At 73.4% G+C, this 23,818-nt stretch carries 23 protein-coding genes and 1 riboswitch; of the genes, 13 read left to right on the top strand and 10 right to left on the bottom strand.

Annotated features, from left to right (window positions below):
• Window positions 1–37: 37 nt before the first annotated feature.
• Genes D1J51_RS18460 through D1J51_RS14140 form a run of 3 tightly spaced genes read right to left on the bottom strand, consistent with a single transcriptional unit; the run spans window position 38 to window position 1,648 of the window.
• Window positions 38–313 carry an LLM class oxidoreductase gene (locus tag D1J51_RS18460; protein ID WP_240423301.1) on the bottom strand — a complete coding sequence of 92 codons (276 nt, stop codon included), beginning with the start codon at window positions 311–313 and terminating at the stop codon, window positions 38–40.
• Window positions 310–975 carry an LLM class flavin-dependent oxidoreductase gene (locus D1J51_RS14145; RefSeq protein ID WP_240423299.1) on the bottom strand — a complete coding sequence of 222 codons (666 nt, stop codon included), beginning with the start codon at window positions 973–975 and terminating at the stop codon, window positions 310–312. The genes D1J51_RS18460 and D1J51_RS14145 overlap by 4 nt, the downstream gene beginning before the upstream one ends.
• Window positions 976–979: 4 nt before the next feature.
• On the bottom strand, window positions 980–1,648 hold the full coding sequence (locus D1J51_RS14140; RefSeq protein WP_240423297.1) for a Ykof family thiamine-binding protein: 669 nt from the start codon (window positions 1,646–1,648) through the stop codon (window positions 980–982).
• A gap of 53 nt (window positions 1,649–1,701) precedes the next feature.
• Window positions 1,702–1,811: riboswitch (TPP riboswitch) on the top strand.
• A 30-nt stretch (window positions 1,812–1,841) separates the two neighbouring features.
• Here D1J51_RS14140 and D1J51_RS14135 point away from each other — a divergent pair.
• The 6 genes from D1J51_RS14135 (at window position 1,842) to D1J51_RS18010 (ending at window position 5,554) form a co-directional block, all read left to right on the top strand.
• On the top strand, window positions 1,842–2,879 hold the full coding sequence (locus D1J51_RS14135; protein WP_119076232.1) for an ABC transporter substrate-binding protein: 1,038 nt from the start codon (window positions 1,842–1,844) through the stop codon (window positions 2,877–2,879).
• The gene (locus D1J51_RS14130) at window positions 2,879–3,685 is read left to right on the top strand and encodes an ABC transporter permease (protein ID WP_119076230.1); all 807 of its coding nucleotides are present in this window, start codon (window positions 2,879–2,881) and stop codon (window positions 3,683–3,685) included. Before D1J51_RS14135 ends, D1J51_RS14130 begins: the two co-directional genes overlap by 1 nt.
• Window positions 3,682–4,461, top strand: coding sequence for an ABC transporter ATP-binding protein (locus D1J51_RS14125; RefSeq protein WP_119076228.1), 780 nt, complete (start codon window positions 3,682–3,684; stop codon window positions 4,459–4,461). Before D1J51_RS14130 ends, D1J51_RS14125 begins: the two co-directional genes overlap by 4 nt.
• The gene (locus D1J51_RS14120; protein WP_119076226.1) at window positions 4,458–4,673 is read left to right on the top strand and encodes a cupin domain-containing protein; all 216 of its coding nucleotides are present in this window, start codon (window positions 4,458–4,460) and stop codon (window positions 4,671–4,673) included. Before D1J51_RS14125 ends, D1J51_RS14120 begins: the two co-directional genes overlap by 4 nt.
• 98 nt (window positions 4,674–4,771) lie before the next feature.
• On the top strand, window positions 4,772–5,284 hold the full coding sequence (locus tag D1J51_RS14115; protein ID WP_119076224.1) for a mycothiol transferase: 513 nt from the start codon (window positions 4,772–4,774) through the stop codon (window positions 5,282–5,284).
• A gap of 51 nt (window positions 5,285–5,335) precedes the next feature.
• Window positions 5,336–5,554 (top strand): hypothetical protein, encoded by a 219-nt coding sequence (locus D1J51_RS18010; RefSeq protein WP_162903855.1) that lies wholly within the window; start codon window positions 5,336–5,338, stop codon window positions 5,552–5,554.
• Window positions 5,555–5,595: 41 nt separating this feature from the next.
• Here the strand turns inward: D1J51_RS18010 and D1J51_RS14110 are convergent, their stop codons facing one another.
• The 5 genes from D1J51_RS14110 to D1J51_RS14090 are packed head-to-tail and all read right to left on the bottom strand — an operon-like array spanning window position 5,596 to window position 12,974.
• Window positions 5,596–7,686: an iron ABC transporter permease gene (locus D1J51_RS14110; protein ID WP_119076222.1), complete on the bottom strand. Its 2,091-nt coding sequence runs from the start codon at window positions 7,684–7,686 to the stop codon at window positions 5,596–5,598.
• Entirely contained in the window at window positions 7,683–8,687 is a 1,005-nt protein-coding gene (locus D1J51_RS14105; RefSeq protein ID WP_162903854.1) for an ABC transporter substrate-binding protein, read from the bottom strand. Before D1J51_RS14105 ends, D1J51_RS14110 begins: the two co-directional genes overlap by 4 nt.
• A gap of 56 nt (window positions 8,688–8,743) precedes the next feature.
• Entirely contained in the window at window positions 8,744–9,637 is an 894-nt protein-coding gene (locus D1J51_RS14100) for an ABC transporter ATP-binding protein (RefSeq protein ID WP_119076218.1), read from the bottom strand.
• Window positions 9,634–11,382, bottom strand: coding sequence for an ABC transporter ATP-binding protein (locus D1J51_RS14095; RefSeq protein ID WP_119076216.1), 1,749 nt, complete (start codon window positions 11,380–11,382; stop codon window positions 9,634–9,636). The genes D1J51_RS14100 and D1J51_RS14095 overlap by 4 nt, the downstream gene beginning before the upstream one ends.
• On the bottom strand, window positions 11,379–12,974 hold the full coding sequence (locus D1J51_RS14090; protein WP_119076214.1) for an ABC transporter transmembrane domain-containing protein: 1,596 nt from the start codon (window positions 12,972–12,974) through the stop codon (window positions 11,379–11,381). Before D1J51_RS14090 ends, D1J51_RS14095 begins: the two co-directional genes overlap by 4 nt.
• Before the next feature lie 139 nt (window positions 12,975–13,113).
• On the opposite strand from D1J51_RS14090, the gene D1J51_RS14085 reads away from it, so the two are divergent.
• Both D1J51_RS14085 and D1J51_RS14075 read left to right on the top strand, forming a co-directional pair.
• Complete coding sequence (locus tag D1J51_RS14085; RefSeq protein WP_119076212.1) at window positions 13,114–14,151, top strand: YihY/virulence factor BrkB family protein; 1,038 nt, start codon at window positions 13,114–13,116, stop codon at window positions 14,149–14,151.
• A gap of 265 nt (window positions 14,152–14,416) precedes the next feature.
• Complete coding sequence (locus D1J51_RS14075) at window positions 14,417–15,862, top strand: dipeptidase (protein WP_119076210.1); 1,446 nt, start codon at window positions 14,417–14,419, stop codon at window positions 15,860–15,862.
• 61 nt (window positions 15,863–15,923) lie between these two features.
• Here the strand turns inward: D1J51_RS14075 and mscL are convergent, their stop codons facing one another.
• Both mscL and D1J51_RS14065 read right to left on the bottom strand, forming a co-directional pair.
• Window positions 15,924–16,367: a large conductance mechanosensitive channel protein MscL gene (mscL, locus tag D1J51_RS14070; RefSeq protein WP_119076208.1), complete on the bottom strand. Its 444-nt coding sequence runs from the start codon at window positions 16,365–16,367 to the stop codon at window positions 15,924–15,926.
• A 41-nt stretch (window positions 16,368–16,408) separates the two neighbouring features.
• On the bottom strand, window positions 16,409–16,963 hold the full coding sequence (locus D1J51_RS14065; RefSeq protein ID WP_162903853.1) for a hypothetical protein: 555 nt from the start codon (window positions 16,961–16,963) through the stop codon (window positions 16,409–16,411).
• Window positions 16,964–17,135: 172 nt separating this feature from the next.
• Here D1J51_RS14065 and D1J51_RS14060 point away from each other — a divergent pair, with 172 nt between their 5' ends.
• The 5 genes from D1J51_RS14060 to D1J51_RS14040 all read left to right on the top strand — a co-directional run bounded on the left by D1J51_RS14060 (window position 17,136) and on the right by D1J51_RS14040 (window position 23,711).
• On the top strand, window positions 17,136–18,641 hold the full coding sequence (locus D1J51_RS14060; RefSeq protein ID WP_119076204.1) for a GMP reductase: 1,506 nt from the start codon (window positions 17,136–17,138) through the stop codon (window positions 18,639–18,641).
• Window positions 18,642–18,766: 125 nt separating this feature from the next.
• Window positions 18,767–20,197, top strand: coding sequence for a threonine synthase (gene thrC, locus D1J51_RS14055; protein WP_119076201.1), 1,431 nt, complete (start codon window positions 18,767–18,769; stop codon window positions 20,195–20,197).
• Window positions 20,198–20,293: 96 nt separating this feature from the next.
• Window positions 20,294–21,487 (top strand): AI-2E family transporter, encoded by a 1,194-nt coding sequence (locus D1J51_RS14050; RefSeq protein WP_119076198.1) that lies wholly within the window; start codon window positions 20,294–20,296, stop codon window positions 21,485–21,487.
• Between the two features lie 11 nt (window positions 21,488–21,498).
• Window positions 21,499–22,167: an ABC transporter ATP-binding protein gene (locus D1J51_RS14045; protein ID WP_162903852.1), complete on the top strand. Its 669-nt coding sequence runs from the start codon at window positions 21,499–21,501 to the stop codon at window positions 22,165–22,167.
• A complete protein-coding gene (locus D1J51_RS14040) occupies window positions 22,164–23,711 on the top strand; it encodes a hypothetical protein (protein ID WP_162903851.1) in 1,548 nt (515 codons plus the stop codon). Before D1J51_RS14045 ends, D1J51_RS14040 begins: the two co-directional genes overlap by 4 nt.
• The last annotated feature ends 107 nt before the right edge of the window (window positions 23,712–23,818 follow it).

Raw genomic sequence — 23,818 nt, 5'->3', positions numbered from 1 at the left:
CACGACCGGCCGCGGTCGGCGGGCCGCGGCGACCGGCTCAGGCCCGCAGATGGTCGCGCAGCGTGGCACCCGTATACGCCGAGCGGAATACGCCGCGCCGCTGCAGCTCGGGCACCACGCCCGAGACGAAGTCCTCGAAGGAGGAGTGGTGCAGCGCCGGGAACACGACGAAGCCGTCGGCCGCCTCGCCCCGGAAGAGGTGCTCGAGGTGCCCGGCGACCGTGGCGGGGGAGCCGACGACCTGCGGGTGCAGCTGGTTGAGCGCCTGCTCGATCGCCAGGTCGGCCACCGTGAAGCCGCGCCGATCGCTCACCGACGCCAGCATGTCCTCGAAGCCCGCGCTGCCGGTGGCGCCGCGGTGCGCGGATGGAGTCGGGATCGCGGCCGTGGTCGAGCCGGGCCCGCTCCCGCAGCTCGCTCCGCAGCTCGCGCATGCCCTCCTCGGTGTCGCCGATCGCGAAGACCACTTCGGCCCAGCGCGCCGCGAATGCCCGGCCGCGCGGCGACGACCCCGCCTGCATGAGCACGGGGTGCCCCTGCGGGCTGCGGGGCAGCGTGAGCGGCCCGCGCGACAGCGTTCCAGGCGGCGCGCCCGCCGGAGAGATGGTCGACCGAGAGCAGCTGCCGCGCGATCGCGTAGGGCGGCACGAAGCTCGTGGAGACGGTCGCGCCGAGCCCGATGCGGCTCGTGGCGCCCGCCGCCAGCGAGACGAGGGCGATCGGGTCGAGGTAGATGCTGCCCTTGCCAGCCGTGCGCAGGGTGGAGGCGTAGCCGCCCTCCCGGTCCTCCGGCACCGCGAGGGCGTCGGCGAAGAACACGAGGTCGAACAGGCCCCGCTCGAGCGTGCGGGCGAGGTCGGCGTGGAAGCGTCCGCTGAGCCAGTCGGCGCGTCCCAGCGGATCGCGCCAGTTCTCCGCGTACTGGCTGGTGGGCGGGTTGACCATGCCCACGAGGTGCATCTGCCGCTGCGCCATCGCGTCAGTCCCGGATCGGCGACGGGCTGTTGACGGAGACCGTGAGGTGCGTCACCACGTGCTGCACCCTCCGGCCGACGCCGATCCAGGCGTTCGCCGCGGTCTGCAGCACCGCCGCGAGGTCGCCGTCGAGTCGCGTGGCGTAGTGGTCCGATCCGGAGTACACGCCCTCGGCCTTCGCGCGCTCGATCGCCGCGTAGATCGGGGCCATGTGGTCGGCGGGCGCGCTGTCCGGCGATGCGGCGGCGTCGAGCAGCGGGTACAGCGACCAGTGGGCGCGGGCGCGCACGCCGGTCGCTTCGAGAGACACCGGATCCGCCGCGAGCGCCGCCGTTCCGGGAGGCAGCGCGCACTGCAGCTCGCCGGGGCAGCCGCGTGAGAGCAGGATCGACGCCGACAGGTGCGCCCCGCTGCGCGCCGCCCCCGCGACGACGTCGAGAACGTATGCGACCACCCGCTGCTCGGCACCGGCGACGAAGGTCGAGATGTCGTTCGTCTCGAGGGTCAGCCCGCTCGGGTCGGCCGCCGCGAGGGCTCCGAGGATGATCGCGACGTAGTCGGAGTCGTACACCGACAGGGTGAAGCGGGCGCCCACGCCGTACTGCTGCGGGGTCATCGGCGCCGGATCGGGGACGGCGGGGTCGGGAGCTGCGGCTTCGTTCGGCGTGGTCACGCCCACCACGATAGGGGAAGGGCGTCGCGCGCCGCGACGCAATGTTGCTAGCATGTGGGGCACACGGGAGTCCGGTAGGCCGGGCTGAGAGGAAGGTCATCAACCTTCGACCGTCGAACCTGATCTGGATCATGCCAGCGCAGGGAGACACTCTACGAACCCGTGCCCGTCCATCACAGAAGGGGCACGCTTCATGCGCCACCACACGTTCACCCGCACGGCCGCCGCGGCCGCGCTCCTCGCCGGATCCCTCGCGCTCACGGCATGTGCGAGCTCGCCGCCCGCCGGGCAGGCCGCCGGCGAGCTCGCACCCGTCACCTTCGCGCTCGACTGGGCGCCCAACACCAATCACATCGGGGTCTACGTGGCCCAGAAGCTCGGCTACTTCGCCGAGGCCGGTCTCGACGTCAAGATCTTGCCCTACGGCTCCACCTCGGCCGCGCAGCTCGTCTCGGCGGGCGAGGCCGACTTCGGCATCGGCGGGCAGTCGGGCGTGCAGATGGCCCGCACCTCGGGCCTCGACGTGATCTCGGTGTACCGCGTCACGCAGACCGACACGGGGCGGCTCGTGGTGCCGGGCGACCGCGAAGACCTCAAGCGCCCTGCCGACCTCGACGGGCGCCTCTTCGGCGGCTTCGGGGCGCCGCTGTACTCGGCGCTCGCCGCGTCGACCATCCGCGGCGACGGAGGCGAGGGCGAGTTCGAGGAGGTGGTGCTCGACACCGGCGCGTACCAGGCGCTCTCGCGGGGCCGCATCGACTTCACCCTGTCGGTGTCGACGTGGGAGAACATCCAGGCGCAGATCGACGGCCGACCGTACCGCGCCTTCCGCTACCAGGACTACGGGGTGCCCGAGCAGCAGTCGATCGGCATCATCTCGAGCGGAAAGTACCTCGACGAGCGCCCCGAGCAGGCGAAGGCCTTCGTGCAGGCGGTCGCCCGCGGTTACGCCTACGCGGCCGAGTACCCTGAGGAGGCCGCGCAGATCCTCATCGAGGCCAACCCCGACACGCTGGGCGCCGCCGAGGAGCTCGTGCGGCGCAGCGCCGAGCTGATGGCGAAGGACGGCTACCTCGTGTCGAAGGATCGGCGCATCGGCGCGGCCGACCCCGAGGCCTGGGAGCAGTTCGGCGCGTTCCTGTTCGAGGGCGGCTTCCTCACCGATTCCCGGGGGGAGCGGATCGCCGAGGAGCCCGACTGGACCGAGTACTACACCGACGAGTACCTGTGATGCGGAGGCGGGGGGCCGATCCGGGGGCGTCGACGGCCGCGCGCCTCGCGGGCGCGGCGATCCCCCCGGTTTTCGCGTCCCTCGCGCTGCTCGCTATCTGGCAGGCCGTGTCATCGGCGGGTCTGGTGCCGGCCGACATGCTGCCGGCGCCCACCCGCATCGTCGCGTCGGGCATCGCCGAGCGCGGCGCGCTGCTGCAGCACACGGTCCCGACCCTCACCGCCACGCTCCTCGGCTTCGCGCTGTCGGTGACGGTCGCGTTCGCCACCGCCGCGCTGCTCGACTTCTCGGAGCCGCTGCGACGGGCGCTGCTGCCGCTGCTCATCGTCAGCCAGACGCTGCCGCTCATCGCGCTCGCACCGCTCGTGGTGCTGTGGTTCGGTTTCGGCCTGCTGCCCAAGATCCTGCTCGTGGCCTTCGTCACCTTCTTCCCGATGGTGGTCGGGTTGCTGCGCGGCTTCGGCTCAGCCGACCCCGAGGCCGAGCACCTGCTGCGCTCGATGGGCGCCGGGCGCGCCATCGTGTTCCGCGTGATCCGGCTGCCCGCCGCCACGGCCTCGTTCTTCTCGGCGCTGCGCATCTCCATCACCTACGCCGTGGTGGGCGCCATCTTCGCGGAGTATGCGGGCGCGGCGGCCGGGCTCGGCGTCTACATGCAGTCGGCCAAGAACGTCTTCCGCACCGACCTCGTGCTCGCCGCGGTGCTCATGAGCACCGTGCTCACCCTCGCGCTCTACGCCGCGGTGGTGCTGATCGAGCGGTGCTGCGCGCCCTGGCTGCGCATCGAGCAGGGGGGCGAGCGGTGAGCGCGGCGGCGCGTGCGCGCGGGGCGCTCGAGGTGCGCGGGCTGGGCGTGAGCCTCGGCGCGCGGCGCGTGCTGGATCGCGTCTCGTTCGGGATCTCGCCCGGCGAGATCGTGGCGCTCGTGGGCGCGAGCGGCAGCGGCAAGTCGACGCTGCTCTCGATCCTCACGGGTGCGCTCCATCCCGACGTCGGAGAGATCCGCTTCGGCGGCGCACCGGTGCCGGTTCGCGACCGCCCCTTCGCGTACATGCCGCAGCGCGACGTGCTGCTGCCCTGGCGCCGCATCGTCGACAACGCGGGCGTCGGCCTCGAGGTGGCGGGGGTGCCGCGAGGCGAGGCGCGAGAGCGGGTGGCGCGGCTGCTCGAGCCGTTCGGGCTCGTCGGCACAGAGCGGATGTACCCGCGGCAGCTGTCGGGCGGCATGCGGCAGCGGGTGTCGTTCCTGCGCGCCGTGGTGCAGGATCGCCCCGTGCTCCTGCTCGACGAGCCCTTCGGCGCGCTCGACGCGATCACCCGCGACGAGCTGCAGCGCTGGCTGCTCGGCATCTGGCGGCTCAACGAGTGGAGCATCCTGCTCATCACGCACGACATCCGCGAGGCCCTGCGTCTCGCCGACCGCGTGCTCGTGCTGCCCTCGGCTCCGGGACCGCTGGCCGGAGAGGTGCTCGTCGACCGCGGCATCTCGCGCATCGACGGGTTCGTCACCGACCCGCGCGTGCCGGCGCTCGAGGAGCGGCTGCACGGGCTGCTCGCGGCGGCGTCCGGACGAACCCTGTGACCCCGCGGAGCGTCGCGTGCGAGCTGCCGGAGCAGGACAATCCGGGGGAGGCGACGCTGCTGGTGGTCGAGGGCGCGGTGCGCTTCCTGAATCTCGACACCGGATCGGTGCACGAGCTGCGCGCCGGCGACCTGCTCGAGGTTCCGGCCGCCAGGCGCGCCGTGGAGGCAGACGAGGAGTCGCTGCTGCTGCTCACCTTCGTCCTGCACTAGGGCCGCCGGTCCCGGCCGGCGCAGCCCGACGACAATGGCGGGAGCGGCTGACCCGCAGGCACTGGCGAAGATCGCGATCCGCGCCTATCGTGGCCGGTATGAACGCCACCGAGATACTCAAGGATCTGGCCGACCGCCCCCGACGGGCGGCCGAGATGCTGAGGGGATCGCTGACCCCGGAGCTGCTGAACGCGCATCCGCACCACGACAACTCCATCGCGTGGCTGCTGTGGCACGCCGCCCGCGAGCTCGACGAGCAGCTCGCGGCGCTGTCGGGGCGCGAGACCGTCTGGCTCTCGGACGGCTTCGACCGCCGCTTCGCCCTCGACCTCGGGCCGCACGAGATGGGGTACGGCCACACCGCCCGGCAGGCGCGGGCCGTCGAGGTCGGCGATCCCGAGCTGCTGCTCGAGCACCTGAGCGCCGTCGTCGGTGCGCAGATCGCCTACCTCGAATCGCTCGACGATGCGGCGCTCGCGGAGGTTGTCGACGAGGGCTGGGACCCGCCCGTCACGCGGGCCTCGCGCCTCGTGAGCATCTCGGTCGATGCCGCGGAGCACGTGGCGCAGGCCGCCTACATCGCAGGCATGGGCCCCGGGGCCTTCGAGTAGGGTGCCGGTACCCCCGGATCCGAGAACACGCGCCGAGCGGAAGGAGCGGAGATGACCGCCGATCGTTTCAATGGTCGCGGGGACGACCCCGAGGCCGAGATCCCCGAGGCCGACCGGCTGGAGCAGCTGGCGCCGGTCGACCCGAACGAGGACGACGAGGCGCCGCAGCCGCTCGCGGCGGCGAAGCAGCCGGTCAGCGAGGGCGACTGGGTCGAGCAGCAGCGGGCCGTGCCGCTCGACGACGAGGACGCCGACGCCGAGCTCTCGTAGTACCCGGGTGCGGCGGTTCGCCCCGCCCGCGACGGGGCGCCTCAGACCGTGCGCAGCCGATGGAGCAGCCACAGGAAGTACGGGGTCCCGATCAGCGCGACCATGAGACCCGCGGGGAGCTGCGCGGGAGCGATGGCCGCGCGTCCGATGAGGTCGCTGACCACCACGAGGACCGCGCCCAGGAGCATGGCCAGCGGCGTCATCGTCGCGTGCCGTTTGCCCACCAGCAGCCGGGCCGCGTGGGGGGCGACGAGCCCCGCGAAGCCGATCACGCCGATGCCGGCCGTCGCCGCCGCGGAGAGACCGGCGGCGAGGGCGATGCAGGCGAGCCGGTACCTGCTCACGTGCACGCCCAGCACCCGTGGAGTGACGTCGTCGAACTGCAGGAGGTCGAGCTCGCGGTGCCATCTCGCGGCGAGCAGCGTCCCCGCCGACACCAGCAGCGCCAGCGGCAGCAGCACGGCCCAGGTCGTGCCGTACGTCGAGCCCCCGAGCCAGGTCAGGGCGAGCACCTGGTTGAAGGGGTCCGTCTTCACGATCGCAAGCGTCGTCAGCGCGCTCGCCGCGGCGCCGATGCCGACGCCCACGAGCACCAGCCTGAGCTGCCCGCCGCGGCCCGCGAGCGCGAGGAACGCGGTCGAGACGGCGGCCATGACGGCGGCCGCGGCGAACACCAGCGCGTCCGACCGCCCGTCGACGAGCGTGATCACGGTGACCGCCCCGAGCCCGGCGCTCGCCGAGACGCCCAGGAGGCCCGGCTCGGCGAGCGGGTTCCGTGTGACCGACTGCATGCAGACTCCCGCGAGCGCGAGGCCGGCGCCCGCGAGGACGGCTCCGGCGACGCGGGGCACCCGGGATCCGAGCGTGATGTCGATGACCGCCGATGCCGAACCGCGCAGCCAGTTCGCGACATCGCCGAGCAGCACGAGCCGGTCGCCCAGAAGCACGGCGGCGAACACCGAGGCCACGAGCAGCGCGCCCGCGATCGCGATGATCGTGCGGGGATGCAGCCGTCCCCAGGCCGAGCCCGTCAGCATCGTGGCGAGCGATTCGCCGTCGCCTCGGCCCGACGGGAGCCGCCGCGCGAGCACGATCAGGAAGACGGCGCCGAGCACGCTCGTCAGAACGCCCGTGGGGATCGCGACACCGGCCGCGCCCCCGAAGAGGGCGCGGAGTGCGACGTCGGCGGTGAGCAGTAGGGCGACGCCGACGACGGCGCTCAACCCGATGAAGACGCGCTGGTGCCGCAGGCCCGGTATCGCCGGCGTCAGCACCCGCAGGAGCGCGGGGGCGCAGAGGCCGACGAAGCCGATCGGCCCGGCGACCGTGACCGACGCCGCGGTGAGCGCGACCGCGCTGACGATCACGATGAGGCGCGTGCGCGCGACTCGAACGCCGAACGATGCCGCGGCGTCGTCCCCGAGCTGCATGAGGTCGAGCCGCCGGGCGAGCGCGAGCAGCACGGCGAACGCCGCCACCAGTACGGGCAGCAGCCTCGAGAGCGCGCCCGAGCCGTTCTGCGCGAGGGATCCGGCGCCCCACGCGAAGAGCCCCTGGGTCTCCCAGGGAAAGAGGATCAGCAGGGCGGAGGACACCGAGGAGAGCCCGAGGGCGAGCACCGAACCGGCCAGCACGAGCCGCATCGGGGTGAGCGCGCCTCCCGCGGTGAGCCCGATGACCGCGACGGCGGCGAGGAGGCCGCCGAAGAACGCCGTCAGTATCCCGCCGATCGGCCCCGCCGACAGCCCGGCGACGGCGGAGAGCGTGAGCGCCAGCGACGCTCCGGCGCCCACGCCGAGCGTGTCGGGGGAGGCGAGCGGGTTGCGCAGCACGGACTGCAGCGCGGCCCCTGATGCTCCGAGGGCGACCCCCACGAAGAGCGCGGCCAGCAGGCGCGGGATGCGCGACTCCAGCAGAATCGCGGTGGCCCGCGGAACGTCGCCGCCGAACGCCGCGCTCCACAGCGTGCTCGGGTCGAGAGACGCCGTGCCCTGCTGCAGGTGCGCGAAAGCGGCGAGCAGAAGCCAGAGCATCGCGGCCGAGGCGACGAGGACCGGTCCTCGTCGCCTCCCGGTCCCGGTCCTCGGCTCCGGCGCCGCGACCGCCGCGGCCCCGCTCGCCTGACGGGTCATCGAGCCGTCATGACGTTCGCGATCTCATCGCTGAAGAGGCCGAGGGATACGGGCCCGCCGTACAGCCAGACGCCGTCGGCCACGCCGCGAACGCGATCCGCCTGCACCATCGGCAGCCCGTCCCAGACGCCGTTGCCCTTCAGCTGGGTGGCGACCGGGTCGTCGGAGTCCGCATTGGCCCAGTAGAAGAGCCAGGCGTCATCGGGAAACTCCGTGAGCCCCTCGATGTCCGAGGAGGCGAGGCCGTACTCCTCGACCTTGCCCGTGTAGGCGGCCTGCAGGCCGAGCCGGTCGAGCACCCCCTGGGTCAGCGATCCCTCGCCCTCGAGGCGGAACACGATGCTGCCCCCGCTCTCGTAGATGGACGTGAAGGTCGCGGGCGTGCCCGCCGCCCCCGCCTTCGCGATGCGCCGGGCGTTCGCGTCGAGCTTGTCGCTGAAGTCGCCGAAGAGCTTCTTGCCCTCGTCGGCCCGGTCGACGGTCTTCGCGAAGGTGTCGACCACGTACTTCATCCGCTCAAGCGGTCCGTCGTCCGTGCCGGTGGCCGAGGCCCCCAGCAGCAGGATCGGCGCCACCCGGTCGAGCTGCCCGCGGACCGCGTCGGGGACAGAGCTCGCGCTGCCCACGATGAGGTCGGGCTCGAGCTCGGCGATCGCCTCCACGCTCGGCTCTCCACGGGTGCCGACATCGGCGGGCTTGCCGCTCAGGGGGACGGAGTTGCCCGCCCAGCTCGTGTAGCCCGCGACATCCGCGACGCCGACGAGATCGATCCCGAGGCTCGTGAAGATCTCGGCCTGCTCCCACTCGAGGGCGACCACCCGCTTCGCGGGGCCGTTCTCGAGGGTGACCTCCTGGCCCTGGTAATCGAGTACGGTGATGGCCTGGCCGGCCGGGGCCTCGTTCGCCGGCTCCACCGCGGCCTCCGTCGTGCCGCACCCGGTCAGCGCCGTCGCGATGACCGCGGCCGCGGCGCCGGCCATCAGTTTCCGTCTGAGTTGCATCGTGCTCCTTCTCATCGTGGTATCGGGTCTGAGCGGCAATCGGAGGGCGGCGGGCGTCACCGCCCGGCGCCCTCCGCCGGCGTCAGGCGCTCGCGCCTCGCTCGGTTGCGCCGAACGCGGATCTCGAGCGTGCCGTCGATCGGGTCCTCGTCGACCTCGATCGGAATCTCGTAGACCTCGCTGAGGAGCTCCGGCGTGAGCGCGCGGGGCGGGCTGTCGTTCGCGACCACCCGCCCGGCGTGCATGATCGCGACGACATCGGCGATCTCCGCCGCGTGGGCGAGGTCGTGCAGGACGACGCCGACGGTGACGCCGTGCTCGTCGGCGAGCGCCCGGATCAGGTCGAGCGTCTCGGCTTGATAGCGCAGGTCGAGATGGTTGGTGGGCTCGTCGAGGAGCAGCACCTCGGTGTCCTGGGCGAGCGCGCTCGCCAGCCAGGCGCGCTGCAGCTGCCCGCCGGACAGCGTCTCCAGCGTCTCCGCGCGCAGCGGGGCGAGCCCGGTGAGGCGCAGCGCTCGCTCGATCGCCGAGGCGCCGGCTTCGTCGTGCCCGCGCCAGCCGGATCGGTGCGGGTGCCGCCCGTAGCCGACGAGGTCCTCCACGGTGATGCCGGCCGGGATCGGCCGCTGCTGCGCCAGCATGCTGACGCGACGGGCGAACGCCTTCGGCGAGAGGAGCTGGGCGTCATCGACATCGGAGAGGCCGACCGTTCCCGCGTTCGGGCGCAGCAGCCTGGCCAGGGTGCGGAGCAGCGTCGACTTGCCCGACCCGTTGGGCCCGACGAGCGCCGTCACGGCTCCCGTTCTCATCGCGATCCCGACGCGGTCGAGGGCGGTGGCGCCGCCGAACGCGACGGAGATGCCGGTGCCCCGGAGGCTCGCGGCGGGTCCCGTCGCGGCAGGCGGCTCCGGCGCGTACGCGGTCGTCCCGTAGGCACCCGGGTCGGTCATCGCGACTCCTCACTCGAATCACCGGTGTGCGCGGACTCCCAGGCCCGCCAGAACCGGGCGTAGGGCCCGCCGTCGGCGAGCAGGCGCTCGTGGCTGCCGTCTTCGACGACGCGGCCCGAATCGAGCACGAGCACGCGGTCAGCCAGGCGGACCTGCGAGAGCCGATGCGCGACGCTGACCGTCGTGGCCGACGCGGCGATGCCGGCGAAGGCGTTCTCGACGATCTCCGCCTGGCGCCGGCCGAGGCCCGCCGTGATCTCGTCGGCGATGAGGAGCCGCGGATTCGCGAGGGCGGTCTGCGCGAGCACCAGTTGCGCGCGGCGCACCGGATCAGACCTGAGCCGGTGATCCACGACCTGGTCGAGCCCGAGCGGGTGCTCCATGACCCAGCCCGCCCCCGTCCGCTCGAGAGCCCGCGCCATCGACGCCGCATCGGCGTCGGAGGATGCCAGGCGCAGGTTGTCGGCGACCGTTCCGCGGAAGAGGTGGGAGCGCTGCGGCACGTAGACGAGGGAGGCGCCTTCGCGCCTGTCGTCGGCCTCCTCCCCGTCGATGAGAGCCGCCCCCCGGGCGGGTCGTCGTGCGCCGGCGATGATGCTCGCGAGCGTCGACTTGCCCGATCCGCTCCGGCCGATCAGCACCGCGTGCTGGCCCGGCTCGATCGTCAGCGAGATCCCGTCGAGCACGGAGGTCCCGTCGTACCGGTGGCCGACGTCTCGCAGCTCCACGAGTCCCGGCAGGAGCTTCGCGCCGCCGACCTCCCGTGCCGCGTCGGCCTCGGGCACCCCGAGCACGCGCGAGAGCGCGGCCGCCGCGACCTGCATGTCGTCGAAGCTCATGACGATGACGCCGATCGGATTGAAGAGCCGGTGGAAGAACAGCGTCGCCGCCGACACCTGCCCGATCGTGGCGGCATCGGCGCCGACCAGAGCGTACCCCGCGGCGAGGATCGCGGCGAGTCCCGCGAACTCGGCGAAATTGATCCACTTCCCCCACGCGGTCGAGAACCACAGAGCCGTCCTCGCCGCGACCCTGGCTCGATCCGAGGCGCCCCGGACCCGATCGGCAGCGGCCTCGTGGCCCGCGTAGGCGCGGATGGTCTCTGCTCCGTCGTGCAGAGCCACGAAGGCCCCGGTGCGTTCGGCCGACGCCTCGCGCTCCGCCCGGTACAGCGGTGCCGAGCGGGGGAGGTACCAGCGGATCGCGAGGACGTAGACGGGCGCCGCCGCCAGCCCCGCCAGCGCCAGCCACGGATTGAGCAGCGCGAGCCCGCCGATGGTCACCGAGACCGTCGTCAACGCGAGCACCCAGGGGGTCAGCAGCGCGCTCGCGGTGCGGGAGGCCACCGCGAGATCGTCGCCGATGCGGCTGAGCAGGTCTGCGCGCACGGCGGCCCCGGAGACGGCCTCGGCCGGCAGCTCGAGGGCCCTCTCGACGGCGCGCATCCTGATGCGCGCCAGGCCTCGATGGATGGCGCGATTCATCGCCATGCTGCCGAGGGTGCTCAGCACGGCGCTCGCGATCACCGGCCCCGCGGTCAGGAGGAGCGCGGTCCCGAGCCGCGGCTCGCCCCCGCCGCGCGCGCCGTCGACCAGGTAGGCCACCCCGAAGGGGAGCACGAGCCCGGCGAGCGCTGCCGCGATCGTGAGCCCGACGCCCGCGAGCCATCGGGCGCGGTCCGGTCTCATGTCGCGGCCGAGCGATGAGACGAGCGCCCTGCCGCGCGCCAGCGGTAGCGCCGTCACCCCGCCACCGCCTCGCGGTAGAGCGGTTCCGTCTCCAGCAGCCGGGCGTGCGGCGCGCTCACGCGGGTGCCGTCCTCGCGCACGAAGACGACGCGGTCCGCTCGCTGGAGCAGCATGCCGCTCAGGGTGAGGATCGCGGTGGCGCTCGAGGGGTCCGTCCTCCGGTACGCCGTCGCGCGCGCCGCCACCCGCCGCTCCGTCACCGAATCGACCGCCGAGGTCGGCTCGATGAGGACGAGTCCCTCGGGGCGGGTCAGCAGCGCGCGGGCGAGGGCGAGCCGCTGCATCTGGCCGCCGGAGAGCGTGTGGCCGCCGTCCTCCAGTCGAGTCTCGAGGCCGCCCGGAAGCGCGGCGACGAACTCGGCGTCGGCGGCCTCGAGCGCGGCGCCGAGCTCGCCCTCGCCGGGGGGATCGCCCGCTCGGCCGAGCGCGAGATTCTCCCTGACGGTGCCGCGGAAAAAGTAGGGCGAAGCGGGTTCGCGCAGGACCCGCTCGGTGCGGAAGCGAAGGTGCGGCGGGTTGCCGGCCGGGGCGGCGATCGCGAGCACCTCGCCCGGCTCGACGGTGACGGCGTCGTCGTCGGCGGCGTCGGCGGCGGCTTCCGGCGCGGGGCCGCTCGTCGCGGCGGCGGCGTCGTCGAGCGAGGCGAAGCGACCGGTGCTCGCCCAGGCGATGGCCGCGAACTGCGCCTGCCGTCCGAGCGAGGTGAGGGGCTCGGTGATGAACTGCGCGAGGCCGATGACGGTCACGAGCCCGCCGATGGTCAGGTCGCCCTCGAGCCAGCGCTGACCGCCGAATCCGAGAGCGACCACGACGACCGCGGTGGATCCGAGCGCGGTGAGGCCCGACTGCACCGCCGCGGTATCACCGGCGGCGATCGCGCTGTCGCGAGCGGCGTCGCTCCGCCTCCCGAAGCGGTCGATCGCGGCGCGAACCCGGCCGAGGCCCCGGATCGTGGCGAGCCCGGCGGTGAGGTCCGCTCCCATGGCCAGAGTCTCGGCCAGGGTCTGCTGCTGCCGCTCGACGCGACGCGCCAGTCGCGGCGAGACGATCAGGATTCCGAGGCTGACGACGACCGCGGAGGCGATCAGTACCGCCGCCACCACCGGGTCCGTGACGATCAGTATCGCGCTGCTGACGGCGATCGCGGCGAGCGAGCCGGCCATGGCGGGGACCACGACGATCCACCGGCCGTGCGCATCGGCGTCACCGGTGAGCACGCTGATCGCCTCCGCCGAGTCCGCTCCCCGTCCCTCGTCGACCGGCTCGACGAGTCTCCGCGACGCCCGCACCCGGTGCCGGTGCATCTCGTCGAGAGCGGCGCCCTCGCCGATGCGCGCGAACCACCTCCAGCACAGGGTCAGGACCGCGAAGAGGGCGAGGAGGCCGGCGAGGCAGGCGAGCAGCGGGAGGGCTCCCTCGCCGCCGAAGCCCGCGTCGAGGGCGATGCCGATCGCGGCTGGGATGAGCGCCTCGCAGGTCTGGTGGCCCGCCAGAAAGAGGGCGGCGCCGATCATCGAGCCCCGGCGCCTGTGCAGGCTCTCTCGCAGGAGCCGGCGCGCGGGCGCGTTGGAGGTGATCCCTGTACTCATCGCCCGCAACACTAATACATCAGATAAAGATGAGGCAAACCTTACTTAGCGAGGCGGGCGCGACGCCGAGCTATAGCGCATGCGCGGCGCGTCGGGAACCCCTAGCGGGCCCGCCGCGGCCCGGCCGTAGTCTGTTGGCATGGGGAACGAAGCGAAACCAGGAGTTGCGGGAGTCGCGCAGCGCGCCATCGCCTGGGCCCTCGAGCGGCGCATCGTGCGCGCGTACCTGCGCTACTCCGAGCACCGCGGAGCCATGCTCGCCGACAGCATCACGTACCGCGCGCTGTTCAGCGTCTTCGCCGCGGTGCTGCTGGGCTTCTCGATCGCCGCGCTCTGGCTCTCGGGCAACCCCGACGCGATGCGGGCGCTCGTCGACGCCCTGGGGCGCGTCCTGCCCGGCCTCACGGACATCATCGACCCGACGCGGATCGACGCCCCGGCGGGCTTCACCGTCGTGGGCGTCGTCTCGCTCGCCGGCCTGGTGGGCGCCGCGATCAGCGCGATCGGCAGCCTGCGCACCGCCCTGCGGGTGCTCGCCGACGAGCTGCACGACGACGGGTTCTTCGTGTGGGTGCTGCTGCGCAACCTGCTGGTCGGCGTCGCGTTCGGCGGGCTGCTGGTGCTCGCCGCGGCGCTGAGCGTCGTCGGATCGGTCGGGATCGAAGCCGCGGCGTCCTGGCTGGGGCTCGGCTCGGGCGGCGTCGCCTCCGGCCTCACCCGCGGTTTCGGCATCGCCGTGGTGTTCGCGATCGACACCCTGGCGGTGGCGCTCGTCTTCCGGCTGCTCTCGGGCGTGGCGGCGCCGGCGCGCGCGCTCTGGAGCGGCGCGCTGTTCGGGGGGCTGGGGCTGACGGTGCTGCAGGAGCTCTCGGGGCTCTTCGTGCGGGGCGCGACCTCGAACCCGCTGCTGGCCTCCTTCGCGGCGCTCATCGCGCTGCTGCTCTGGTTCAACCTCTCGGCGCAGGTGATCCTGCTCGCGAGCAGCTACATCGTCACCGCGACGGCCGAGGCCAGGGACCGGGTGCGCGAGCGGTACGGCGCCGAGACGCTCGTGCAGCACCGTCGCCGGCGGGCCGAGGATCTCGTGCGCGCCGCCACCCGCGAGCTGCGGGCCGCCGAGGAGGCGGAGGCCGAGGAGCGCAGCGGCGCCGGGAATCGCGGCGCGGCGAAGCGCTGACGCCGGATCAGCGGAGCGTCTCGCGCACCCGGTCCACCGCCGCCGAGCCGCTCCACCTGGGCGTCGCTCAACTCGATCGCCGTGGCGGGCCCCCGGGGCTCCAGCACGGTGCTCACCTCTAATGACATAGGTCCGTGCTACCCGCCGGCGTCGCGGCCCCAGAGGGGATCGCCGCAGCTCCGGGGAGGCGGGAACCGAGGCGCGGTAGGCTGAGCGCTGGACCGGGCCCGGAGCGGGCCCGCGCACAGGGGACGGAGGATCGCGCATGGCCGAGCGGGCCGAGCAGAACGGGCGGGCGACGACGCGCGAGGCGGCGCTGCGAGCGATGGTCGACGCGCAGTTCGAGCGCACGATGGGGGACCTGGAGCGCCTCGTGCGCATCCCCTCGGTGTCGTGGCCGGCGTTCGATCCGGCTCACGTCGCCGCGAGCGCCGCGGCCATCGCCGAGCTGCTGCGCGAGACCGGAGTCTTCGACTCGGTCGACATCCGCCGCGCCCCCGTCGGCGACAGCGGCGACGCCGATCCCGAGCCGGGCCAGCCGGCGGTCGTCGCCCGCCGCGAGCCGCGCAACGGCCGCCCGACCGTGCTGCTCTACGCCCATCACGATGTGCAGCCGCCCGGTAGGGACGAGGACTGGGAGACCCCGCCCTTCGAGCCGACCCTGCGCGGCGGGCGCCTCTACGGTCGCGGCGCGGCCGACGACAAGGCGGGCGTCATGGCGCACCTCGGAGCGATCCGCGCGCTCGCCGCGGCGGCGGGAGCCGAGGGGCGCGAGCTCGACGTCGGCATCGCGGTCTTTATCGAGGGCGAGGAGGAGTGGGCATCGCGGTCGTTCGGCAATTTCCTGCGCGAGAACCGGGACATCCTCGCCGCCGACGCCATCATCGTCGCCGACTCCGGCAACTGGGACGAGCGGACCCCGGCGCTCACGGTCGCCCTGCGCGGGGCGGTCGCCTTCAACCTGCGCGTGGACACGCTGGATCACGCCTCCCACTCGGGCATGTTCGGCGGGGCGGTGCCCGACGCCATGCTGGCGGCCGTGCGCCTGCTCGACACGCTCTGGGACCCCGACGGCTCCGTCGCGGTCGAGGGGCTCGTCACCGCCGAGCTCGACACCCCCGAGTACGGAGCGGACCGGCTGCGCCGCGAGGCCGGCCTGCTCGACGGGGTGAGCCCCATCGGGCGAGGCGAGATCCTCAGCCGCCTCTGGGCGCAGCCCGCCGTCTCGATCACCGGCATCGACGCGCCCGACGTGGCGAACGCATCGAACACCCTGATCCCGAGCACCCGCGTGCGCATCAGCGCGCGGATCGCGCCGGGGCAGGATCCCGCCGAGGCGTTCGCGGCGCTCAAGCGGCACCTGCTCGCGCACGCGCCGTTCGGGGCGCGCCTCTCGTTCGAGGACGCGGGGCTGGGGCAGGCGTTCCTGGTCGACACGAGCGGCTGGGCGGTCGCCGAGGTGCGCCGGGCGATGGCCGACGCGTGGGGGCGCGAGCCCGTCGACATGGGGGTGGGCGGGTCGATCCCGTTCATCGCCGAGCTCGTCGAGGAGTTCCCGGGCGCGCAGATCCTCGTCACGGGCGTCGAGGATCCCGACGGCCGCGCGCACAGCCCCAACGAGTCGCTGCACGTGGAGTCGTTCCGCAAGTCGGTGCTCGCCGAGGCGCTGTTCCTCGCGCGCCTCGACGAGCGCTCGCGGGAGCCGGGGTAACGGCGGGCGGGGTCCGGGGCTCCCGGCATCCGCCGATGCCCGAGCTCAGTGCCTGTGCTGGTCAGTGCCTGTGCTGGGGCGGCTCGCCCGACTCCTCGCCGGCCGCGGGCACCGCGTCGACGTCGCGGCCGCCCTGCGCGCGCAGCAGGTCGCGGATCTCGGTGAGCAGCTCGGTCTCGGTCGGGGCCACCGGCGGCTCCTCGGGCTCGGGCCGGCGCAGCTTGTTCATCGGGAGGACGAACACGAAGTAGACGACCGCGGCGACGATCGCGAAGTTGATGATCGCGCCGAGCACGGCTCCGAACGCGAGGGTGCCGCCGCCGGGGAGGGCGACCCGCATCGCCCCGTCGAGGGAGTCGGCCCTGAAGACCATGCCGATGACCGGGTTGATGAGGGAGGTGACGACGCGCTCGACGACGGAGTTGAACGCGGCCCCGATGACCACGGCGACCGCGAGGTCGATGACGTTCCCGCGCAGCAGGAACTCCTTGAAACCCTTGAACATGTACTCTCCTCGTGTGGGTCGGACGGCGCTTTACCGCAGCTCTACGTTATCCGGCCCGGCTCGCCAGCGAAACAGGACCGGGCCCCGGGTGATTCCGGCTCGACCGCCTCGGGGATGCCGGGAGACGACGACCCGAGATCCTCGGTGAGCTGCTCGATTCCGGTGACGGCGGTCCGGACCGCGGTGGTCGCGAAGCCGAAGATCAGGATCCAGATGACGATGCTGATGATGGAGAGGACGATCGCGACAGCGCCGGTGACGATGCCGGCGACCGACATCCCCTTCGACTGCGCCTTCTTCACCGCGACGATGCCGAGGATCACGGCGGCGATACCGCCGCCGATGCCGATGGCGTTGCCGACGAACGGCAACCAGCCGAGCACGAGGCTCGCGATGCCGACGATGAGGGCCGCGATCGCGAGGCCCTTGGGCTGCACGGGTCCGAACCGCTGAGGGGCGGCATAGCCGGTCGCCTGGGGCGGGAACGCGCCGGCCGGCACGGCGCTCGCGGGCGGCGGCGGAACCGCGGGCGGCGGCTGCAGCGGGGTGGTCGGCTGCCGGGGCGTATCGCGGCCCGGGGCGTTCGGATCGGACATGTCCGGCTCTAGCTCCTCTGACTTCTCGGCGTCCCCGAGTGCTGCGCCCGGGGGCTGGGCGATGGATCCGGGATTCTCCGTGCGCGCGTCGGGCACGACGCGCGCCGCAGCCATCCTATTGCGGTCACCCGACGACGCGGGGAGGCCCGGGTGGGGCGGTAGCGTTGGAGGCATGGAATTCATCGGTGCGATGCCCACGGTCGACCTCACCTATTCCGACGTCTTCCTGGTGCCGCGGCACTCGGATGTCGGCAGCCGTCTCGCCGTCGATCTGGCGCCCGTCGACGACACTCCGGCGACGCTGCCGCTCGTCGCGGCGAACATGAACTCCGTCACGGGCCCGCGTCTCGCAGCAGTGCTCGCCCGCCGCGGCGGCCTCGCCGTGCTGCCGCAGGACATGGCGCTCGACGAGATGGAGCGCGCCATCCGGTGGGTCAAGGGGCAGTCGGCCGTGTTCGACACGCCCGTCGTGCTCCCCGGCGAGGCGACGGCGGCGGACGCGCTGCGGCTGATCCCGCGCGCGGACGGGCAGACCGTCGTGGTCGCTCGCGGCGGAGCGGTCGAGGCGGGGGAGCGGATCCCGGCCGCGTCGATCCTGGGGGTGCTCTCGGCGAACCGCCTGGCGTCCGTTCCCGCCGATGCGCTGCTGGGGGATCTCGTGCACGGCGCGCCTCCGGTGATCGAGGCCGCGGAGCTCGAGGATCCGCGTGCGGCGTTCGAAGCGGCCGCCGCGGCGGGCGAGCGGGCGGCAGCCGGCGGCGCCGACGCCCATCGCGCCGAAGCCGTGTGCGCGGTCGACGGCGGCGTTCTCGTCGGCACGCTCTCCCGGCGGTCCGCGCTGCGCCGTTCCATCTACCGCCCGGCGCTCGACGGGGAGGGACGTCTCGCGGTCGCGGCCGCGGTCGGCATCAACGGCGACGCGGCCGCGAAGGCCCGGGCGCTCGCCTCCGCCGGCGCCGACGTGCTGGTGGTCGACACGGCGCACGGCCATCAGGACGGCATGCTGCGGGCGCTGCGGGCGGTGTCCGAGCTGCGGCTGGGGCTGCCGGTCGTCGCCGGCAACGTCGTCACCGCCGACGGGGCCAACGACCTCGTCGCCGCGGGGGCCTCGATCCTGAAGGTGGGCGTCGGCCCGGGGGCCATGTGCACCACCCGCATGATGACCGCCGTCGGGCGCCCCCAGTTCTCGGCCGTGCTCGAGACGGCGCAGGCCGCGCGCGAGCTCGGCGCGCACGTCTGGGCCGACGGCGGCGTGCGCTACCCGCGGGATGTCGCGCTCGCGCTCGCGGCGGGAGCCGCATCGGTGATGGTCGGATCCTGGTTCGCGGGCACCGCGGAGTCGCCCGGCGAACTGCGGACCGACGCCGACGGGCGCCAGTACAAGGAGTCGTGGGGCATGGCCTCGACGAAGGCGGTGCAGGGGCGCTTCGGCGCGCTCGACGCCTATGAGCGGGCGCGCAAGGAGCTCTTCGCCGAGGGCATCTCGTCGTCGAAGATCTACCTCGACCCCCAGCGGCCGAGCATCGAGGACCTCGTCGACATGATCACGTCCGGCGTGCGCTCCTCGTTCACCTACGCCGGGGCCGAGAACCTGCGCGAGTTCCACGTGCGCGCCCGGGTCGGGCTGCAGTCGGCTGCGGGATACGAGGAGGGCAAGGCGCTGCCGGTGAGCTGGTAGCCCTCACGGGCGGGCGCCGCCCGTGAGGGCTACCCGTGAAATGCCCCGAGGACGCCGACGACCGGACCCGGGGGCGTCCGCGCCGAATAGGATGGAGGAGTCGGCTAATTGACTGAGGAGCACCGGTGAAGTACATCTCGACCCGCGGCGGCATGGAGCCGGCCCCGTACAGCGCGATCCTGCTGGAGGGTCTCGCCACCGACGGCGGGCTCGTGGTGCCCGAGACCGTGCCGCGTGTCTCGCCCGAGCGGCTCGAGGCCTGGCGGGCGCTCGCCTACCCCGAGCTCGCCGCCGAGATTCTGAGCCTCTACGCAACCGACATCCCGCGCGACGACCTCGCCCGCATGTGCCGCGCCGCCTACAGCCCCGAGAACTTCGTGGCCGACGAGGTCGTGCCGCTCACACCGATCGGCGACGGGATCGCGCTCGTGGGCCTCTCGGAGGGGCCGACCCTCGCGTTCAAGGACATCGCGATGCAGTTCCTCGGTCAGTCGCTCGAGTACGTCCTGGCACGCAGCGACCGCGCGCTCAACATCATCGGGGCGACCTCGGGCGACACCGGATCGGCGGCCGAGTACGCGCTGCGCGGCAAGGACGGCATCGCGGTGTTCATGCTCTCTCCGCAGGGGCGCATGAGCGACTTCCAGCGCGCGCAGATGTACTCGCTCGTCGATGACAACATCCACAACATCGCCGTCGCGGGCGTCTTCGACGACTGCCAGAACCTGGTGAAGGCGCTCTCGGCCGACCTCGGGTTCAAGCGCGAGCACCACCTCGGCACGGTCAACTCGATCAACCTGGGGCGCATCAGCGCGCAGATGGTCTACTACTTCTGGGCGTGGCTGCGGGCCACCGACGCGCTGCCCGAGGCGGAGCGCGCCGGCTTCGAGGTGTCGTTCACGGTGCCCTCGGGCAACTTCGGCAACATCCTCTCCGGTCATCTGGCCAGATCGATGGGGCTGCCGGTCCGCCGCCTCGTGCTCGCGGCCAACGAGAACAATGTGCTCGACGAGTTCTTCCGCACCGGCGTCTACGCGCCTCGCGCCGCCGCCGAGACCCACGCGACCTCGAGCCCCTCGATGGACATCTCCAAGGCGTCGAACCTCGAGCGCTTCGTCTTCGACCTGCTGGGTCGTGACCCGGAGCGGCTCGCCGCCGCCTGGCGCGAGCTCGACGAGACGGGCAGAGTCGACCTCACCGCCGAGCTGCCCCGCTTCGAGTCGGAGTTCGGCCTGCAGAGCGGTACGAGCACCCACGCCGACCGCGTCGTGACGATCCGCTCGGTCCACGAGCGCAGCGGCGTGCTGATCGACCCGCACACGGCCGACGGCGTGAAGGTGGCGCGCGAGCACGCCGAGCCCGGGGTGCCCATGCTGGTGCTCGAGACGGCGAAACCCGCGAAGTTCCCCGAGATCGTGCTCGAGGCGACGGGTGAGCGGGTCGGCATCCCCGAGCACCTGGCCGGTCTGCTCGAACTGCCGCAGCACGTCACCGCGATGGAGAACGACGAGGCGAGGCTGCGCTTCTTCATCGCGTCTCACGGCGTGCGGAGGTAGCCGGGGTCTGAGGGGCTTGTCGCGGCGGGCCGACGCCGGATCACCGGAATGTCGGTGGGAGATCCTAGTCTGAATAGGGACGAACGGAGGTCCGGGATGCTCGGATGGTGGGGGAGACGCGAACTCGAGGATCGCGTGGCGCGGCTGGAGGCCGAGGGGCGCACGCGAGGAGGCGGTGCGCCGGGCGGAACGGGTGAGTCCAGGAGGGCCTGGGGAGACGGTTTCGGCCTGCTCGCGACGCGCTCGCTGCAGATCATCATCGTGCTGGTGCTCACGGCCGGCGCGATCTGGGGCATGCGCACGCTGACCACGGTCGTGATCCCGATCCTGCTCGCGCTGATCTTCGCGAGCACCTTCGCACCGGTCATGGCCTGGCTGCGCGCGCGGCGGGTGCCGTCCGCGCTCGCGACCGTGATCGTGCTGCTCGGGATCCTGCTGATCCTCGGCGGAGTCGGCTGGCTGATCGTGTGGGCGGTGCGCGATCAGTGGGACGAGCTCTCGGCGCAGGCCCAGGACGGGTTCGTGCAGGTGGTCTCCTGGGCGGAGACGCTGCCGTTCGTCGACGATCAGGCGCAGCTGCTCGAGTGGCGCGACAACGTCATCAGCTTCGGCACCGACTTCCTCACGAGCGCGCAGTTCGGCTCGGGCGCGCTGGCGGGGGTCGGAGCCGTCACGAGCTTCGCGACCGGGCTCGTGCTGATGTTCGTCGTGCTGTTCTTCTTCCTCAAGGACGGGCCGCAGATCTGGCGCTTCCTGCTGCGTCCCTTCGAGGGCCGGTACCGGGACCGTGCGGAGCGGGCGGGCGCCAAGACCGTCGAAACGCTCGGTTCGTACGTGCGGGGCACGGCGTCGGTCGCCGCGGTCGACGCGGTGGGCATCGGGATCGGTCTCGCGATCCTGCAGATCCCCCTGGCGCTGCCGCTGGCGGTGCTCGTGTTCCTGCTGTCGTTCATCCCGCTCGTCGGTGCGACGGTGGCGGGCATTCTCGCCGCGCTGGTCGCCCTGGTGACGCACGGCCCGGTCCACGCTCTCATCGTGATCGGCATCGTGGTGCTCGTCAACCAGCTCGAGGGCAACTTCCTGCAGCCGGTGCTCATGGGGCGCGCGCTCAAGCTCCACCCCCTGGTGATCCTGCTCGCCCTGACCATCGGCACCGTGGTGAGCGGCATCCTGGGCGCCGTGCTGGCCGTGCCCATCGCGGCGGTCGCCTGGGGAGTCATCCAGGTGTGGGACGGCCCCGAGCTGCCGGCGAGGGCCTTCCGGCCGAAGCCCGGCGAGCGTGCGGGCTGAGGGGAGCGCTCGTGAGGCGAGGAGCGGTGCTCGAGGCCCGGGGGGTCTCCGTGGAGATCGACGGGGCGACACTGCTCAGCCCGACGTCGATCGGGCTCGCGCCGGGCGAGTGCGTGGCGGTGCGAGGGCCGAACGGGGCGGGCAAGACCACGCTGCTCCGCGTGCTCGCGGGGCGGCTGCGGCCGAGTTCGGGATCGGCTGCGCTCGCGGTGGCTGGCGATGACGTCCCGATCGACGAACGCCGGCCCGAGGTGCGGCGGCACGTCGCCGCGCTCATCGGGCCTCCGACCCTCTACCCGGACCTCACGCTCCGGGACCAGCTCGCGCTCATCGAGGCCGCCTGGGTCGGAGCGAGCGCGGGCGGGAGGATCCCCGTGTGGAACGGCCTGGGAGTCGAGGCACTCGCCGCCTTCGGCATCGAGGGCCTCGCCGGCCGGTTCCCGCACGAGCTGTCGAGCGGGCAGCGGCAGCTGGTCTCGCTGGCCGTGACCTTCGCGCGACCCTGCTCGGTGCTGCTGCTCGACGAGCCCGAGCAGCGGCTCGACCCCGACCGGCGCGCGCTCGTCGGGCGGGCGATCCGGGCGACTCGCGAGCGGGGCGTCGCGATCGCCTTCGCCTCGCACGACGAGGAGTTGGTGGGGCGCGTCGCCGGCGCGCAGATCGCGGTGGGCGCCGAGTGAGTTCGGCGGGGCCTGGCCTGCGCGACGTGCGCGCGGTGCTGCGCCGCCGGGGAGAGCGCATCGAGGCGGGCGAGGTCGCCTACCGCGCCTATCTGGTCATCATGTTGGCGATCATCGTCGGCGCGCCGGTGGTGCGGGCGGTGGTGCTGCGGCTCGCCGAGGCTCCGCCGACGTGGGCGACCGGCCCGTGGCCTGCGGCTGCGCTCACGGCCGGCGCGGCGCTGCTGGTGCTCGCGGGCGCCCGCACCGGCCCCCTACGGGCGTCGCTGCCGCAGCTCGATCTGCTGCTCGTTGCCCCGCTGTCGCGCGCACGCCTGCTGAGCGCAGGCGCTCTCCGGTGGCTCTCCGCGGGCACCGCGGTCGGCGCGGTCGTCGGGGGCGTCTTCGCAGCGGCCGGGCTGCTGCGCGGCGACACCGGCGCTGCGCAGGGGGCCGCGCTGGTCCTGGGCGGCGCATGCGTCGGTCTGTTGCTCGCGAGCGTCCCGCTCATCGGCCAGATCGGGATCCGCGCGCGGTTCGCGGCGGCCGCACTGCTCGGCACTGCCGCTGCGGCGCAGGGAGTGGTCGCGCTCCTCGGCGAGAGCGACGCCGAGGACAGCGGCGCGACTCCCTCGGCACCGGGGTGGTCGGCGATGGCCGATCCGGCCGCGCCGCTGTCCGCGGCCGGCGCGCTGATCCTCTCCGCCCTGTCCGTCGCGCTGCTGGTGCGAGCGGTGGCGGGGCGGCTGCGGTGGGAGGTTATGCGCGAGCAGTCGGCGCTCTGGGACACCGTGCGGGTGCTCGCGGTCTCGGGCGATCCGGGCGCCGCCCTGTCGCGACTCGGAGCACCCGTGCGGGTGGGGCGCCGGCTCCGACTGCGCGTCGGTTCGCGGCTCACGGTCTCGCTGGTGCTGCGCGATCTGCTGGGCCTCGTGCGCGCGCCCGGCCGCAGCCTCGCGGGGTGCGCCGGAATGCTCGCGGCAGGGGCCTTATGGGGAGCCGGGCTCGCGGCCGCGCCGGCGTCGGGGCCGGTCGCGGCCGCTCTCTGCGGTGCGACCGCGCTGCTCGTCGCCTACCTGGCGCTGGCGCCGTGGTGCCGCGGCATGGCGACGGCCTGCGCCGCCGCCGGGTCTCCGCCGCTGCTGCCGGTCTCCGGGTGGGCGCTCATCTCGCGCCACCTCGTCGTGCCCGGGGCGCTCGCCTGCGCGGCATTCGGAGGTGTCGCCTCCGTCGTCTCCGCGCTGAGCGGGGGCGCCACCGGATGGGTGCTGCTCTCCGTTCCGCTCGCGATCGCGATCGCGCTGCTGCTGCGGGTCGTCGCCGCGCTCAAGGGCCCGATCCCGATGAAGCTGCTGGCGCCGGTACCGACGCCGGCGGGCGACCTGGCCGGCGTGAACGTGTTCCTGTGGACGTTCGACGGCCCCGTCAGCGCGCTCCTCGCCGGTGCGGCGCTCGGGGCGCTCTGGTGGTTCGGGATCGCGACGACGCCCGTCCCGGCCCTGCTCGTATCCGCGCTGCTCGTCGCCGCGCTGTTCGCCTGGGCGGCCGCGCGTCTCGAGCGGTGAGCGGTGCCAGCGCCCGCGCCGTCCCGGTGCGCTCCGCGCCCGGGACACACCCGAGACGCGCGCCCCGATTTGGCGTCGGGCGGGGGGATGTGCCAAGATGTATGAGT

Source organism: Leucobacter sp. wl10, from assembly GCF_003569785.1.
GTDB lineage: Bacteria > Actinomycetota > Actinomycetes > Actinomycetales > Microbacteriaceae > Leucobacter.
Note: the sequence above shows the minus strand (reverse complement) of the source record. Positions and strands in the feature narration are given on the sequence as shown.

What these genes read in the sequence shown, in the direction of transcription:
- D1J51_RS14145 (WP_240423299.1), bottom strand. Translation starts at nt 975, where the DNA reads ATGGCGCAGCGGCAGATGCACCTCGTGGGCATGGTCAACCCGCCCACC.
- D1J51_RS14135 (WP_119076232.1), top strand. Translation starts at nt 1,842, where the DNA reads ATGCGCCACCACACGTTCACCCGCACGGCCGCCGCGGCCGCGCTCCTC.
- D1J51_RS14130 (WP_119076230.1), top strand. Translation starts at nt 2,879, where the DNA reads ATGCGGAGGCGGGGGGCCGATCCGGGGGCGTCGACGGCCGCGCGCCTC.
- D1J51_RS14115 (WP_119076224.1), top strand. Translation starts at nt 4,772, where the DNA reads ATGAACGCCACCGAGATACTCAAGGATCTGGCCGACCGCCCCCGACGG.
- D1J51_RS18010 (WP_162903855.1), top strand. Translation starts at nt 5,336, where the DNA reads ATGACCGCCGATCGTTTCAATGGTCGCGGGGACGACCCCGAGGCCGAG.
- D1J51_RS14110 (WP_119076222.1), bottom strand. Translation starts at nt 7,686, where the DNA reads ATGACCCGTCAGGCGAGCGGGGCCGCGGCGGTCGCGGCGCCGGAGCCG.
- D1J51_RS14105 (WP_162903854.1), bottom strand. Translation starts at nt 8,687, where the DNA reads ATGCAACTCAGACGGAAACTGATGGCCGGCGCCGCGGCCGCGGTCATC.
- D1J51_RS14100 (WP_119076218.1), bottom strand. Translation starts at nt 9,637, where the DNA reads ATGACCGACCCGGGTGCCTACGGGACGACCGCGTACGCGCCGGAGCCG.
- D1J51_RS14090 (WP_119076214.1), bottom strand. Translation starts at nt 12,974, where the DNA reads ATGAGTACAGGGATCACCTCCAACGCGCCCGCGCGCCGGCTCCTGCGA.
- D1J51_RS14085 (WP_119076212.1), top strand. Translation starts at nt 13,114, where the DNA reads ATGGGGAACGAAGCGAAACCAGGAGTTGCGGGAGTCGCGCAGCGCGCC.
- D1J51_RS14075 (WP_119076210.1), top strand. Translation starts at nt 14,417, where the DNA reads ATGGCCGAGCGGGCCGAGCAGAACGGGCGGGCGACGACGCGCGAGGCG.
- mscL (WP_119076208.1), bottom strand. Translation starts at nt 16,367, where the DNA reads ATGTTCAAGGGTTTCAAGGAGTTCCTGCTGCGCGGGAACGTCATCGAC.
- D1J51_RS14065 (WP_162903853.1), bottom strand. Translation starts at nt 16,963, where the DNA reads ATGTCCGATCCGAACGCCCCGGGCCGCGATACGCCCCGGCAGCCGACC.
- D1J51_RS14060 (WP_119076204.1), top strand. Translation starts at nt 17,136, where the DNA reads ATGGAATTCATCGGTGCGATGCCCACGGTCGACCTCACCTATTCCGAC.
- D1J51_RS14050 (WP_119076198.1), top strand. Translation starts at nt 20,294, where the DNA reads ATGCTCGGATGGTGGGGGAGACGCGAACTCGAGGATCGCGTGGCGCGG.